Source organism: Bacillus sp. SH5-2 (assembly GCF_008368905.1).
GTDB lineage: Bacteria > Bacillota > Bacilli > Bacillales > Bacillaceae_G > Bacillus_A > Bacillus_A luti.
Genome location: NZ_QOSD01000007.1, coordinates 119,421 through 135,157 on the forward strand (window position 1 = coordinate 119,421; position 15,737 = coordinate 135,157).

Annotated in this window: 13 protein-coding genes and 1 other annotated feature; of the genes, 3 read left to right on the forward strand and 10 right to left on the reverse strand. The window is 37.3% G+C overall.

Annotated features, from left to right (window positions below; translation table 11 throughout):
• Positions 1-19 precede the first annotated feature (19 nt).
• Positions 20-1,666 (reverse strand): peptide ABC transporter substrate-binding protein, encoded by a 1,647-nt coding sequence (locus tag DN410_RS06965; RefSeq protein WP_149175947.1) that lies wholly within the window; start codon positions 1,664-1,666, stop codon positions 20-22.
• A gap of 352 nt (positions 1,667-2,018) precedes the next feature.
• Here DN410_RS06965 and DN410_RS06970 point away from each other — a divergent pair, with 352 nt between their 5' ends.
• The gene (locus tag DN410_RS06970) at positions 2,019-3,464 is read left to right on the forward strand and encodes an MATE family efflux transporter (RefSeq protein WP_149175948.1); all 1,446 of its coding nucleotides are present in this window, start codon (positions 2,019-2,021) and stop codon (positions 3,462-3,464) included.
• A gap of 106 nt (positions 3,465-3,570) precedes the next feature.
• On the opposite strand, the gene DN410_RS06975 is transcribed toward DN410_RS06970, so the two are convergent.
• The 5 genes from DN410_RS06975 to DN410_RS06995 all read right to left on the reverse strand — a co-directional run bounded on the left by DN410_RS06975 (position 3,571) and on the right by DN410_RS06995 (position 9,288).
• On the reverse strand, positions 3,571-4,506 hold the full coding sequence (locus DN410_RS06975; RefSeq protein WP_149175949.1) for an ABC transporter ATP-binding protein: 936 nt from the start codon (positions 4,504-4,506) through the stop codon (positions 3,571-3,573).
• Positions 4,499-5,542: an ABC transporter ATP-binding protein gene (locus DN410_RS06980; protein WP_000854340.1), complete on the reverse strand. Its 1,044-nt coding sequence runs from the start codon at positions 5,540-5,542 to the stop codon at positions 4,499-4,501. Before DN410_RS06980 ends, DN410_RS06975 begins: the two co-directional genes overlap by 8 nt.
• 20 nt (positions 5,543-5,562) lie before the next feature.
• Positions 5,563-6,579, reverse strand: coding sequence for an oligopeptide ABC transporter permease (opp3C, locus tag DN410_RS06985; protein WP_000974108.1), 1,017 nt, complete (start codon positions 6,577-6,579; stop codon positions 5,563-5,565).
• Positions 6,576-7,505 (reverse strand): oligopeptide ABC transporter permease, encoded by a 930-nt coding sequence (gene opp3b, locus DN410_RS06990; protein WP_000534168.1) that lies wholly within the window; start codon positions 7,503-7,505, stop codon positions 6,576-6,578. Before opp3b ends, opp3C begins: the two co-directional genes overlap by 4 nt.
• Before the next feature lie 133 nt (positions 7,506-7,638).
• On the reverse strand, positions 7,639-9,288 hold the full coding sequence (locus tag DN410_RS06995; RefSeq protein ID WP_149175950.1) for a peptide ABC transporter substrate-binding protein: 1,650 nt from the start codon (positions 9,286-9,288) through the stop codon (positions 7,639-7,641).
• A gap of 319 nt (positions 9,289-9,607) precedes the next feature.
• On the opposite strand from DN410_RS06995, the gene DN410_RS07005 reads away from it, so the two are divergent.
• Together DN410_RS07005 and trpS are read left to right on the forward strand one after the other, a co-directional pair.
• Entirely contained in the window at positions 9,608-9,988 is a 381-nt protein-coding gene (locus DN410_RS07005; protein ID WP_149175951.1) for a DUF3899 domain-containing protein, read from the forward strand.
• 105 nt (positions 9,989-10,093) lie between these two features.
• Positions 10,094-10,310, forward strand: a binding site (T-box leader).
• A 74-nt stretch (positions 10,311-10,384) separates the two neighbouring features.
• Complete coding sequence (trpS, locus tag DN410_RS07010) at positions 10,385-11,374, forward strand: tryptophan--tRNA ligase (RefSeq protein ID WP_063546790.1); 990 nt, start codon at positions 10,385-10,387, stop codon at positions 11,372-11,374.
• Between the two features lie 345 nt (positions 11,375-11,719).
• Here trpS and DN410_RS07015 read toward each other — a convergent pair whose 3' ends face one another.
• The 4 genes from DN410_RS07015 to fabH all read right to left on the reverse strand — a co-directional run bounded on the left by DN410_RS07015 (position 11,720) and on the right by fabH (position 15,708).
• Positions 11,720-12,466 (reverse strand): YjbA family protein, encoded by a 747-nt coding sequence (locus tag DN410_RS07015; RefSeq protein ID WP_149175952.1) that lies wholly within the window; start codon positions 12,464-12,466, stop codon positions 11,720-11,722.
• A gap of 143 nt (positions 12,467-12,609) precedes the next feature.
• The gene (locus DN410_RS07020; protein WP_149175953.1) at positions 12,610-13,398 is read right to left on the reverse strand and encodes a DUF2268 domain-containing putative Zn-dependent protease; all 789 of its coding nucleotides are present in this window, start codon (positions 13,396-13,398) and stop codon (positions 12,610-12,612) included.
• Between the two features lie 108 nt (positions 13,399-13,506).
• Positions 13,507-14,745, reverse strand: coding sequence for a beta-ketoacyl-ACP synthase II (fabF, locus tag DN410_RS07025; protein ID WP_149175954.1), 1,239 nt, complete (start codon positions 14,743-14,745; stop codon positions 13,507-13,509).
• A 30-nt stretch (positions 14,746-14,775) separates the two neighbouring features.
• Positions 14,776-15,708 carry a beta-ketoacyl-ACP synthase III gene (gene fabH / locus DN410_RS07030; protein WP_149175955.1) on the reverse strand — a complete coding sequence of 311 codons (933 nt, stop codon included), beginning with the start codon at positions 15,706-15,708 and terminating at the stop codon, positions 14,776-14,778.
• Positions 15,709-15,737: the final 29 nt, after the last annotated feature.

The following is a 15,737-nucleotide window of genomic DNA, read 5'->3' on the forward strand; positions in this document are numbered from 1 at the left end:
GTAATCACCTGCTTTTTTGTTATTTTCCTACTGATGCCCATTTGAAACTTACATCGCCACCATATTTATGGTTGTACATATCTTTAATTGTTTCTCTTTGTAAATACGCTCTACCACGTTGATATACTGGAACAATCGCAGCGTCATCAAGTAACATTTTTTCTGCTTCAAGTAAGTTTTTCCAACGAGCATTTACATCGCTACCATCTTTTTTCGCTTTCATAATAATTTCATCATATTTCGGATTAGAGTACTTCATTTTATTTTGTGATCCATCAGTTACAAACATATCAAGATATGTAACTGGATCTGGGAAGTCTGCACTCCATCCAGAGAATGACATTACATAATCGCCCGCATCTTCTAATTTTAGTTTTTGTGCGAATGGTTGTTGTTTAATTTTCACTGTTAAACCTGGTAAATTCTTTTCTAGCTCACCTTTTAAATATTCACCAGTTTTCTTCGATAATTCAACATCTTCATTTAATAATTCTAATTCGATTTCATTTTTGCCAAGCTCTTTCTTACCAGCTTCCCAATATTTTTTCGCTTCTTTCACATTTGGTTTTACAATATCCCCATTTTCAGCACGGAAATCCTTTTTATCCGGTCCTTTAATGAAGTTATCAGGAATTAATCCCGTTGCTGGCTTAGAACCGTTATTTAATAGTGTATCAACGAATGGTTTACGGTCAAAAGCAAGTGAAATCGCTTTACGAATATTTTTATTTGCTAAAGCTGGATCTTTCTGATTTAAACGAAGGAAGAATACAGATGTATCTTCTACTGTTTTGAAATCAGGTTTGCCTTTATATTTATCGATGAATTCCGCTAATAACGTCGCTCGGTCGATTGCGTTTGTTTCATATAAATTAATTGGCGTAGCTGTATCTTTTACAATATTAAAGTTTACTTCTTCAAGTTTCACTTCTTTATTGTCCCAATAAGATGAACTCTTTGTCATTTTAAAGCTACGTTCATGTTGCCAATCACTTAATGTAAATGGTCCATTATAAAGCGTTGTATTTGCTTCCAAACCAAACTTCGTACCTTGCTCTTTCACAAACTTTTCATTCACAGGATAGAAGATTGGATAGACCATTAAATCTACAAGATACGGAATCGAGTTGTCTAATTCCACTTCTAATGTATGATCATCAATTGCTTTTACGCCTAATTGATCTGGACTCATCTCTTTTTTGTTAATTTTCTCTGCATTTTTTATGTCATACATAATGTATGCTGATTTCGCTGCTGTATCTGGATTAATTGCTCTTTGCCATGCATATACGAAATCTTTCGCAGTTACAGGTTCACCATTTGACCATTTTGCATCTTCACGTAATTTAAATGTATATTTTTTACCATCTTCGGATTTTTGGAATTCTTTCGCTACACCTGGAACTAGCTTATCATCTTTTCCAAGACGATATAAACCTTCCATTGTATTGTTCATTACTTTTGAAGAAACCGCATCAGCTGATAAAGCTGGATCCATCGTTGGAATTTCTTGTGTTTCAACTAAGTTTATAACTTGCTTTGTACCGCTCTTCCCGCTATCCCCTTTTGCGTTCGCTTGCGGCTCTTCCTTGTCATAACTACATGCCCCTAAAATCATGCTCATTGCTACCGTTGATAATACAAAAACCGGCATCTTTTTTTTCATATTTCCACCCTCCAAAAAAATGTTAGCCCTTTCATTTTCAAACAAAAAGAAATATATATATGTTCTAACAATTCATATTATACACACAAATATATTTTTTGTATATTTATATTTCTATTTTATTAAAATTTTCTGTCAAAAAATAACTCTTTGTAAACGTTTCATATTACCGTTTATCCGTGCTAAAGTGCAAAAAATACTAATTTTTATATTTTTCTAAATTATCAGAGAAAAACAAATTTTATATCTCATTATATTTTCCGTATAATTATCCTTCACTTTTTAACATAAAATAGCGCTCCCTTCATATTAAAAATATGTAGGTTAAAATGAGTGCAAAGGATAAGAAAGTATGTTACGATACACCTTGCTAAAAATAGATATCGGTAAAGAGGGGACGGACATGACAGCAACTCACTCAAAAAACAGGCCGACTGAGAAATTAAGTTTATTCTTATTAACATGGCCTATTTTTCTAGAAGTTTTTCTTTTTATGTTGATGGGGATCGCTGATACTTTCATGTTAAGTGCATTATCAGACGATGCTGTATCTGGGGTTGGTGCAGCAAATCAATATCTCCATATCGCTATTTTGGTACTAGAAGTCATCGGGAACGGCGCAGCTATCGTTGTATCTCAATACCTCGGTTCCAAACGTTTTATGGAGGCATCTAAAATATCAGCATTAGCCGTTACATTAAATTTAGTAGTCGGGCTCGTTATAAGTGCTGGTTTTCTTTTATTTTCAAAACATATGATGATGGCAATGAACTTACAAGGCGACGTATTAACGTATGCGCAAAACTATTTATCTATCGTAGGGGGAGCTATCTTCCTTCAAGCTATTATTAACTCATTAGCTGCAATTATCCGCGTACACGGTTTCACAAAGCAAGCGATGTTTATTTCACTTGGGATGAATATTATTCATATTGCAGGAAACTACGTACTCATTTTCGGGAAATTCGGTTTCCCAGAGCTAGGTGTGCAAGGGGCAGCCATTTCTTCTGCTGTCAGTCGACTTATCGCACTTATTGTTTTCTTCTGGTTACTATACCGCGTTATGGAATACCGTGTGAAATTACAATATTACTTCACCTTATCAAAAGAATACGTCGGAAAAATTTTAAAAATCGGCATTCCATCGGCATTCGAACAAGTTATGTATCAAGCTTGCCAAATTGTCTTCCTATATTATGCAACATACTTAGGAACGGAATCATTAGCAGCTAGACAATATGCTACTAACATCTCGATGTTCACTTATTTATTCGCAATTGCGATCGGTATGGGAACTGCAATTATTATCGGCCGCCTTGTTGGTGGCGGCGAAAAAGATGAAGCATATGACCGCGTATGGAAAAGCGTAAGGTGGGCAATTGGCGTAACTTTATGTATGGTCATCCTCGTTATTTCATTCCGCACACAGTTAATGGGACTGTTTACAGATAATCCGCACATTATTTCATTAGGTGCGTCAGTTCTTTTACTAAGTATACTACTGGAAACAGGACGTACGATGAACATCGTCATCATTAACTCACTTCGTGCAGCTGGTGATGCAAAATATCCTGTTTTAATCGGTGCATTCTCTATGGTATTAATGAGTTTACCGCTCGGATATTTCTTCGTCTTCCATTTAGACATGGGGCTAGTTGGTATTTGGCTAGCGATCGCTATCGATGAATGGACCCGTGCCATTATTATGTTCTTCCGCTGGAGAAGTAGAGCGTGGGAAAGTTATGCCCTTGTGAAACCAGAAGAGCAAGATGAGAGTGTTTCTGTTCAGGCGCAATAGCACTCCTTTGATCGAGAGGCATTCACTTGTAAATGAAATTTATATTGGAGATTCTTTAAATAATAGAAAGAGCCATTCTTCCCTGACAGAAGAATGGCTCTTTCTATTATTGATAGATTTCTTTATATTTCTTATACTCTGCTTCAGAACATAATACGAAATGTCCTGGGCGAATTTCGCGCATTGTTGGTGCTTCACTACCATAATCATGTTGAGATGGATCGTATACGATACGTTTACGATTGCGCTCATAATCTGGATCTGGAAGCGGAATTGCTGATAGTAGTGATTTTGTATATGGATGAATTGGATTCGCATATAACTCATCACTTGTTGTTAACTCAACGATTTGACCACGGTACATTACACCGATGCGGTCACTAATGTATTTTACCATTGATAAATCATGGGCAATGAATAAGTATGTTAAACCTTTTTCTTTTTGTAGCTTTTTCAGTAAGTTTACAACTTGCGCCTGGATTGATACGTCAAGTGCTGAGATTGGCTCATCGGCAATGATAAATTCAGGTTCTACAGCAAGTGCACGAGCGATACCGATACGTTGGCGTTGTCCACCTGAGAATTCGTGCGGGAAACGGTTTGCGTGTTCTTTATTTAAACCAACTGTGTTTAATAGTTCGTGAACACGGTCCATACGCTCTTTTTTATTTTTTGCTAGTCCATGAATATCAATACCTTCTGCAATAATATCCCCTACTGTCATACGAGGATTTAATGATGCATATGGATCTTGGAAAATCATTTGCATTTTACGGTTGAACTTCTTCAGTTCTGCACGTGATTTTTTACCATGTACATTTTCACCATCGAACAACACTTCACCAGCAGTTGCATCATATAAACGAATGATCGTTCTTCCAGTTGTTGATTTACCACAACCAGATTCTCCTACAAGTCCAAATGTTTCACCGCGATAAATGTCAAATGAAATATCATTAACCGCTTTGACAACACCACCACTTACGTTAAAGTGTTGTTGTACATTTTTCACTTCAATTAATTTCTCACGTTGTTTAGTCATGTTGTTCACCTGCTTTCATTTGAAGAATGCGTTTTTCAACGACTGCCGGCGGTTTCACTTCTGGAGCTTGCTCATGAAGTAACCAAGTTGCCGCATAGTGTGTATCACTTACTTTAAATAAAGGTGGTTCCATTTCAAAATCAATTTTCAGCGCCTGTGGGTTACGTGGTGCAAAAGCATCTCCCTTTGGCGGTTTTAATAAATCTGGAGGCGTTCCAGGGATTGCGTATAATTCTTCCTCTGATCCATCTAAGCTTGGCATAGATGCGATTAAACCCCAAGTGTATGGATGTTTCGGATTGTAGAAAATTTCATCTACAGTTCCAATTTCAACAACTTTACCAGCGTACATAACCGCAACTCGGTCAGCAACGTTTGCTACTACACCTAAGTCATGCGTAATGAAAATGATTGCTGCTTCTGTCTTTTGCTGAATGTCTTTCATAAGCTCTAAAATTTGCGCCTGAATTGTAACGTCTAGCGCTGTTGTCGGCTCATCGGCAATTAATAATTTCGGGTTACAAGCTAACGCCATCGCAATAACTACACGCTGTCTCATACCACCTGAGAATTGGTGAGGATATTGTTTTAAACGCGCTTCTGGATTTGGAATACCTACAAGGTCAATTAATTCTAACGCAACTTTCCGTGCATCAGCTCTACTCATCCCTTGGTGTTTAATAAGACCTTCCATAATTTGATTCCCAATTGTCATTGTTGGATTTAATGATGTCATAGGATCTTGGAAAATCATCGCGATATCTTTACCACGTACTTGCTGCATTTCTTTTTCCGTTAATTTCGTTAAATCACGACCATCAAATACAATCTCTCCATTTTTAATACGTCCTGGAGGATTCGGGATTAATCCCATTAGCGCTTTAGAAGTAACTGATTTCCCAGAACCAGACTCTCCTACAATCGCTAATGTTTCCCCTTTTTTCAAATCAAAAGTAACTCCGCGCACTGCTTGTACTTCACCTGCATGTGTATCAAAGGAGACTTGTAAATCTTTTACCTCTAACAATGTTTTCATTTTTACTTCTCCCTCCTCGTTTACTTACGCATTTTTGGATCTAACGCATCGCGTAATCCATCTGCCATTAAGTTAAATGCTAAAATTAACATACTGATGACAACCGCAGGGATGAACATCATGTGTGGATACGTTTGAATTGACTTATATCCATCGTTTACAAGAGAACCAAGTGATGCGAATGGTGGTTGAATTCCTAAACCGATGAAACTTAAGAATGCTTCACCAAACACCGCTGATGGAATTGTAAACATTGTCATTACGATAATAGGTCCCATTACGTTTGGAATTAAGTGTTTTACAATTAATTGCGTGTTCGTAGCACCTAATGTACGAGATGCTAATACATACTCTTGGTTTTTTAACTTTAAGATTTGTCCACGAACAATCCGCGACATCCCTATCCAACCTGTAATTGCCATTGCGAGTGTAATCGACCAAATACCAGATCCCATAATGATTACCATTAAAATAACGATGATTAAGTATGGAATACCGTTAATAATCTCCATAATACGTTGCATAATATTATCTACTCTACCGCCATAGAATGCTGAAACTCCTCCGTATGCAACCCCAATTACTAAGTCAATTGCTGCTGCTAAAAGAGCGATATATAATGATACGCGTGTACCTTCCCATGTTCTTGTCCATAAGTCGCGGCCAAGATCATCTGTACCAAACCAGAAGTACTCTTTAATATCACGTTTTGCATATTGGTCAACACCATATTGATCTGTACCGTCAAATGGTAACCAATGAACATTTTCAATAACTGGAATTTTCGGTGGTAATTTCGCACGACCTAAATCTTGCTCTTTATACGAGTGTTTACTTACCACAGGTCCAAAAATCGCTAATAGTGTGATGATAACTAGTAATACAAGACCAAGCATCGCACCTTTATGTTGGAACAAACGTCTTCTTACATCTTGCCAAAACGTTAAGCTTGGACGGGCAATGACTTCATTATCAACATTATTTTGATTTGCTTGTTGAAATAGATCTGGAGATAATTTTTGTACATCTTTCATCATTTTTTCCCTCCCGCTAAACGAATACGAGGATCAATAATTCCGTATAAAATATCGACAATGAAAATAACTAAAATGAAGATTGCGCTATAGAAAATCGTAGTTCCCATAATAACTGTATAGTCATTTAAAGTAATCGATTTAACGAATTGTTCCCCAAGTCCTGGTACAGCATAAATTTGCTCGATAACAAGTGTTCCTGTAATTAATGCAGCAACCATTGGTCCTAAGATTGTTACAACTGGAATTAACGCGTTACGAAGTGCGTGTTTTACAATGATAACGCCTTGGCTAATCCCTTTTGCTTTCGCTGTTAAAATATAGTCAGACTGCATAACTTCAATTAATTCTGCGCGAGAGAAACGTGCGATTGTTGCGATAACTCCCATCGATAATGCAATTGTAGGCATTACAGTAAACTCTGGTCCTTTCCAGAAGGCTACTGGGAACCAGCCAAGTTTTACCCCTACGAAATATTGCAGTAATGCGGCGAATACGAATGATGGTACCGACATTCCGAGTACCGAAATAACTGTTGCACTATAATCCACCCACGTATTATTACGAAGTGCGGCAACAATACCTAAAATTAATCCGATAAATGTTCCTAATATGATCGCTTGTAAACCAAGTTGTGCGGATGGTCCAATGCGATCCACAATCATGTCTGTTACTGGGCGGTTATCATATTGGAATGATACCCCTAAATCACCTTTTGCTAAGTTACCTAAGTAACGTGCATATTGAACTGGTACTGGATCATTCAATCCGTATTTTTCAAGAATGATTTCTTTTTGTGCCGGTGATAGCTTCTCCTGGTTTTTAAGCGGAGAACCCGGAAGTAATTTCATCAAAAAGAAAGTCAGTGTAGTAATTAAAAATAATGTCAAAGCCATGTACACGAAACGTTTTAATACATAACGTCCCATAGTCAAGCACCTCCCCGTTTTTCTCAAAAGCAATAAGATAGTTTAAAATATTCTTACTTTTATTTTTTTAAAATAAGAGCATATGCCCATCATAGGCATATACCCTTGTAAACGATGGAAAAAAAGATTATTTTTATTCAACAGATGCCCATTTGTAAGTTAATTTACCACCATAGTTGATTGGGATAATATCTTTTACAGCACCTTTTACTACATACGCTGAACCTTTTTGGAAGATTGGAGCGATAACCGCATCCTCTTTAATTAGCATTTTCTCTACTTCTAAAAGGTTGTTCCAGCGAGCTTGTAAATCTTTTGTATCTGTTTTAGCTTTTAGAATTAACTCATCATATTTCGGATTAGCATATCCTGTTTTATTTTGAGAACCATTCGTAACAAACATATCTAAATATGAGATTGGATCTGGGAAATCTGGTCCCCAAATACCAAACGCAATATCATATTGCTGAGAATCTTCTAATTTATTTTTTTGTGCGAATGGCTGCTGTTTCATTTTAATCGTTAAACCAGGTAAGTTCTTTTCCATCTCACCTTTTAAGAATTCGCCAACTTTTTTAGCATCTTCATTATCAAAGTTTAAGAATTCTAGTTCAATTTTATCAGTGCCAAGCTCTTTCTTCGCTGTTTCCCAAAGCTTCTTCGCTTCTTTTGGATTTGTTTCAACTAACTTTCCGTTTTCAGCTCGGAAATCTTTTTTATTCGGACCTTCAGCGAAATCTTTTCCAACAAATCCGTAAGCTCCAATTGCACCGTTATTTAAAATAACTTTTGCAATGTTATCACGGTCAAATGACATTGAAATTGCTTTTCTTAAGTTTTTATTACTTAAGTACTGATTACTTTGATTAAATCTTAAGTAAGCAACCCCTGCTTCTTTTCTTGTTTGGAACTCTGGACTCTGTCTAAATTTATCAACAAATTCCGACGTTAAAGCCGCACGATCAATCGCGTTTGTCTCATATAAATTTACATCAGTTGCTGTATTTTTTACAATATTAAAATTGATCTCTTCGATTTTAACCGTTTTATTATCCCAATACGAAGGGTTCTTCTTGAATTGGAAACTTTGTTCATGTTTCCAATCACTCATTACGAATGGCCCGTTATATAGTGTTGTATTTGCCTCTAAACCGAACTTATCACCTTGTGCTTTTACAAAGTTTTCATTTAGTGGGTAAAACACTGGATAAACTGTTAAATCAATAAAGTAAGGAACAGGGTTGTCTAATTCCACTTCTAATGTATAATCATCAATCGCTTTTACACCTAATTGGTCAGCAGGTAATTCTTTTTTATGAATCTTCTCTGCATTTTTAATATCAAACATAATGTACGAATACGTCGCTTTTGTATCTGGATTTACTGCTCTTTTCCATGAATACACAAAGTCTTTAGCTGTTACAGGTTCCCCATTCGACCATTTCGCATCTTTTCTTAATTTAAATATGTATTTCTTCCCATCGTCTAGCTTTTCAACATCTTCAGCAACTCCAGGCATTCTCTTTTGATCTTTGCCCGTACGATACAAGCCTTCCATCGTATTATTTAAAGCTGTAGAAGATGAAGAATCAGATGCTAATGATGCATCCATTGACGGAATTTCAGATAACTCTGTTAAATTAAGAATCTGTTTTCCGTTACTACTACTAGTAGCGTTCTCTTTCCCTTTTGCTTTTGCGTCATCTTTTTGGTAGCTACACGCGCCAAGCAACATACTTGCAGTTAAAGTTGATGCAAGTAATAACGGTATCTTTTTCTTCATGTTGTGTTGCCTCCCCTAATTGCACTTCCTGTACCCTCACTTGTTAAAAAGTAGAATTGAAAGAATAATCTCCAAGTTTCTACAATTTTCATTATACATATAATACGACGATTGTGAATATAGTTTTTTGTTTTTTTGTTAAAATTTTTAATAAAATGTTTATATTTTTATTTTTCTGTAAAGGTATACGTTAACATTGCTACCATCATCTTGAAATCAGACCTTTAATTGCGTATAATTTTCAAAAAATTATTTCTAGTACTTATTATAGCTTTTATAGTATAATAATTCTAGTAATATTTTGACGGAGGGGAATATTTTGAATAAAGTTTTTTTTCATACTTGTATACTAATTTTCATAGCGATAATTGCTTCTAGTATTGGCGCATTCCTCATTTCATCTCAATTTTTGTTGAACTTTGTCAATATCTCGTTTTATATCGCGCTATTTTTTATTCTGGTTGGTGGTTTTTTATACATATTTCAAAATGGATTTTTTAATGTAACTCTTTACGCCTTCCAAAAAGTATTTGGTACGAACAAAAAAATAGACTCTTTAATTGAAGAAGCAGAGGAACCTATTAATAAGAAAGAACGTATTTATAAAACATATTCATTCAAATGGACATATCCTATATGTATTACAGGTATCGTACTTGGGGTGTTCTCGACTCTCATTAGCTTTACTATTTTGATGTAGTTTGCAAACACTATCCCATATGATATAATTATCAGCAAAACATTTTGTTATAAAACTTTAGTTCTTTCATATTAAAAGAGCTCAAGTCACAATAAATAAATTTATATGTATGCGATGATGAAGAGGAGTACATATTGAGGCAATTTCAGAGAGCTTGTGGTTGGTGTGAACAAGTAATTGTACAATGTGGAATGGGCTTTTGAGCACCAAACCGAACCGAAAGTAGTAGGCTTTGGCGTTATATCCAAACGTTATTATGGATTAGAGAGATTTCACAGTAGTGAAATAATTAGGGTGGTACCGCGGTCCATTCGTCCCTATCATTTTTGGGATGAATGGGCTTTTTTGTTTGCCTTCTCTTCCCTATCACGCATTCAATTTTAGGAGGAATTACTTATGTCAGTTATCTTTTCTGGTATTCAGCCGAGTGGAACGATTACACTTGGAAACTATTTAGGAGCTATGAAGCAATTTACAGAGCTTCAAAACGAACACGACTGTTATTTCTGTATTGTAAACCAACATGCTATTACAGTACCTCAAGATCCCGTACAACTTCGTAAAAACATCCGCAGTCTTGCTGCACTTTATGTAGCATGCGGCATCGATCCTGAAAAAGCTACTTTATTTGTACAGTCAGAAGTACCAGCACACGCTCAGCTAGGCTGGATCATGCAATCTGTTGCTTACGTTGGAGAATTAGAGCGTATGACGCAATATAAAGATAAAGCATCAGGTAGAGATTCAGTTCCAGCTGGATTACTTACGTATCCACCATTAATGGCTGCTGATATTTTACTTTATAACACAGAAATCGTACCAGTTGGTGACGACCAAAAGCAACATATCGAATTAACACGCGACTTAGCAGAGCGTTTCAACAAACGTTACCGTGAAATCTTCACAATGCCTGAAATTCGCATTCCAAAAGTAGGAGCTCGCGTTATGTCATTAACAGAGCCAACGAAAAAAATGAGTAAATCTGATCCAAATCCAAAATCAATGATCAGCATGCTTGATGAACCAAAAACAATCGAAAAGAAAATTAAAAGTGCCGTAACTGATTCTGAAGGTATCGTGAAATTTGATAAAGAAAACAAACCTGGTATCTCTAACTTATTAACAATTTACTCTTCATTCTCAGGAAAAACAGTTGAAGAAATAGAAGCAATGTACGAAGGAAAAGGATACGGCGACTTCAAAGGCGACCTAGCTCAAGTAGTCGTAGAAGCAATTCGCCCAATCCAAGACAAATATAACGAACTAATCAACTCACCAGAACTAGACGAAATTCTAGACAAAGGTGCCGAAAAAGCAAACCGCGTCGCATTCAAACAACTACGCAAAGTAGAAAACGCAATGGGATTAAGTAGAAAACGTAGGTAACATATAAAGCGGAGGCGGCTCGCTTAGAATGCGAGGGGGATGGAGCTCCTGACGTAGAGGCGCTTTTTGCCTCGCAGAAAGGCGCGAAGCCACCGAATATTCTTGCTGCTGGAGCTGGATTTCGATATAAAGCGAAGGCGACTGTTTTGCCCTGACGGCTAAGGTTCTTTCCCACAGAAGGTGCTTTTTACCTTCTCGTGGGGAAGGTTCTTAGACGTGAAGGGCTAGGAGCCGGAGCTGGATTTCATATAAAGCGGAGGCGGCTCGTTCAGCTCTGACTGGCTAAGGTGCTTAGACACGAAGAGCTTGCCGCTTCCATAAAAAAACCGCCAATTGGCGGTTTTTTTAATTTACCTTCTGCTCATTTTCCATTTCCCATAACTTTTCAAAAAATGGCTGTCCTTTTACAAGGCGCTCGCATAATTGCTCATGCTTCTCAGACCAGCCTGATTTCGCTTCATCATATAATCTAGCCCAAATATCCTCAAATTCCATATGTTGGACCGTTCCATATGCTGATGGATCCCACTCTGTGTACCAATAACGAATTTCAGCTGTATTTTTCGTTGTATGTAATTGATCTAACGCCATAAATAATAATTGTTTTAACTGTCTTTCTTTACGAGTCAAACCATTCATAATGAAAGGAGATGGCGATAAAATATGATGCTCTTTTTCTGTTTCTTCTACTTGGAACTCATACTTTTCTGCTTGTACGTTTTCTACCATCTCATATACCATCTGCTCTTGGCGAGGTATAAGTCTGCTTTTTCGAATTGGCACATTGTAACCAATTGAATCAATCGCAATAATTCCTTTTCCATCTGTAACTACAAAACAATATTCTTGTTGCAAACGTTCGTGATTTTTACGAATATAGGCCTTATGATGTACGTCCTCCAATAACTTTTGCGGAAGCTCTAACAATTCGTTCTCGATGTAATGATATAATGTGGAATCTACTTTTAATAATGGCACTTGATCTAATAGTTCAATCGTATCATCTTTCCGCCATTCGTAAAAATGACAAACGTTATACCCATTTTCTTCACCTTCAAACCAATTTACCCATACATCATGTAGATATAACATTCTCTACCCCTCACTTCACTACTGTTTGTACCAATCATTATGTTCATTTTTGCTTAACTTTATTCCACTTAAGGAAATATATTCTAATTATTATTTTTTCTTCTATAGTATCTAAAAAAACAGGAGCTATAGCCCCTGTTTTTTCATGGAACATGAAACGTATTTGCTTTACTCAATATTTCTCTCGCATCTATAGATAATAAAGATAGTGTATCTTCTTCCAATGCTACACAATCTTTTACAATATGAAAGCCAATCGCATAACCAAGCATTTTCGGATAAGAATGGAGACCATTTAATAAGATGTCGTGCTCCCTTGTTCCTCGCTTTATCGTTATTCTTTCGTGTACAACGTTCCTCCAATAATAAAGTGCTTCTTCTTTTGAAAGGTACGTCGTCCACGGTGCATTATTTTTTTCTGTATACCTTTCCGTTACTGCCTGCTCAGCTAACCCTTCCATGATCATCGTATCAAGCAAGGTATACTCTGTTTCTTTCGTTTTAATTCGATGTAACCTGCATATATGGTGATATTCATGTGCCAATAATGCTTTTAACTCCTCTAAAGAATTCCGCCCACATACGAACAAGAAAATAACGTGGCGCATAGAAAGCCCCGCTTTCCCGTTATATTCTTCTTGTACAGTTCGGTTATAGGAATCTGATAATAAAATAAAGATAGGGATATCTGGACCTTTTAACCATTTCTTTAATTTATCATACTCCATACTTAACTCTTTCCAGATTTCCTTTTTCTCTAACTCTTTAATTTCTTGTTCTCCTCGCATGACCGGGCGATACATTCCTTTGGAAATTAAAAAGCGATACAATCTTTCTTTCGGCAACGGGATATATTTCGTGAATTTTTCACACAGTTTTTCTGGCCGTCCGTAATATAGATGTAGCCACTCAGCTGTTTCAACAACCCCCATCTTTATCCCTCCTTTTTCTTATGTATATGCAAAAAGAGAAAAAGACGTAAAAAATAAATAAGGTGTTTTTTCGTAGTTTGTTACGAAAAAAACACCTTATTTCATCTATTATTTATACGATTTAAATACTAATACTGCATTGTGACCGCCGAATCCTAGTGAGTTACTTAATACTGCGTTTACTTCTTGTTGTCTCGCATTATTCGGTACGTAATCTAAGTCACATTCTGGATCTGGTGTTTCATAGTTAATTGTCGGAGGAATTACTCCGTCTGTAATTGATTTAATAGAGAAGATCGCTTCAACAGCACCAGCGGCTCCTAATAAGTGACCTGTCATTGATTTCGTTGAGCTAATTGCTACTTTATACGCGTGCTCACCGAACGTTTCTTTAATTGCCATCGTTTCATACTTTTCATTCGCATCTGTACTTGTACCGTGCGCATTAATGTAATCAATATCTTCTGGCTGTAGACCTGCATCTGCCAAAGCTTGACGCATTGCACGTACTCCGCCTTCACCGCCAGGGGCAGGCATTGTAATATGGAATGCATCACCAGTTGCGCCATAACCAGCGATTTCCGCGTAAATGCGAGCGCCACGAGCTAAAGCATGCTCTAATTCTTCAAGAATTAAAATACCTGAACCTTCACCCATTACGAAACCACTACGGTTTTTATCGAACGGGCGGCAAGCTGTTGCTGGATCTTCATTAAATGTTAAAGCTTTCGCTGAACTGAATCCTGCGAATGCCATACTTGTTAACGGCGCCTCTGCTCCGCCTGTAATCATTGCGTCAGCATCACCGCGCTGAATCGCTTTAAATGCATCACCAATTGAGTTTGCACCAGATGCACAAGCTGTTACAGAACAAGTATTGATTCCCTTCGCCCCTGTTGCGATCGATACTTGACCTGCTGCCATATCTGGAATCATCATTGGTACGAAGAATGGGCTCACGCGGCGTGGACCTTTCTCAGTAAAAATCTTAAATTGTTCTTCGTATGTTTCCATACCACCAATACCAGAACCAATCCATACACCAATTCGAGGTGCGTTTTCTTCTGTAATTTCAAGCTTCGCATCCGCAACTGCCATTTTCGCTGCTGCTACTGCATATTGTGTAAAGCGATCCATACGGCGCGCTTCTTTTTTATCAATATATTTCTCGACTTCAAAGTCGTTAATTTCTGCTGCTACTTTTGCTGGAAATAGTTCCGGATCAATTCTTGTAAGTCGTCCGATTCCAGATACACCCTTTTTAATGTTTTCCCACGCTGTTTCAACATCTGTACCGACCGGTGTAACAGCTCCTAGTCCTGTAATTACGACCCTCTTTTTTTCCATACAAAATACACTCCTTTTTTCTCTCAGTCCTTATTTACCCCAACGAAGAGCGACTGCTCCCCATGTTAATCCGCCGCCGAAACCAACAAGTATAATTAAATCACCGTCTTGAATACGTCCATTTTGCAATTCCTCTACCATTGCAATTGGAATTGAAGAAGCTGATGTATTACCAAACTTTTCAATTGTCATACTCATTTTTTCTTGTGGTAAATTCAATCTCTCTCTTGCAGATTCCATAATACGAATGTTCGCTTGATGCGGTACTAAGAAATCCACATCCTCTTTCGTAAGACCAGCCTTATCTAAAACACGAAGACAAGAATCACCAAGCTGACGAACGGCAAATTTAAAGACTTCTCTGCCATTCATCATAACATACTCGTCTTGATAAAGATGCTTACCGCCACTTCCATCTGCTCCTAATTCGAAAGATAGAACGCCTCTTCCTTCTGAAACAGCTCCCATTACGATAGCCCCAGCTCCGTCTCCAAATAGTACTGCTGTATTTCGATCATTCCAGTCTACAATTTTAGATAGCTTATCACTACCAACTACTAGTATATTTTTATAAGTTCCCGTTTGAATAAATTGCTGCGCTGTAATCATTCCGTACATAAAACCAGCACATGCTGCACTTAAATCCATTGCAGCTGCATGTTTCGCTCCAATTGCTTCTTGAATCACACAAGCCACTGCTGGAAAAGCACGATCTGGCGTTACTGTCGCTACTAAAATAAGATCGATATCCTCTCCACTAATCCCAGCGTCTTCAAGTGCTTTCTTAGAAGCCTCTACCGCCATATATGAAGTATCTATTGTATCATCGGCAATGCGTCTTTCTGCAATTCCCGTTCTCGTACGAATCCATTCATCGGATGTATCCATTATTTTCTCTAAATCGTGATTTGTGACTACTTTTTCTGGCACATATCTTCCGATCCCTAAAATGCCCACGTTCACATCGCAGCCCTCCGTTTTATATCAATTAT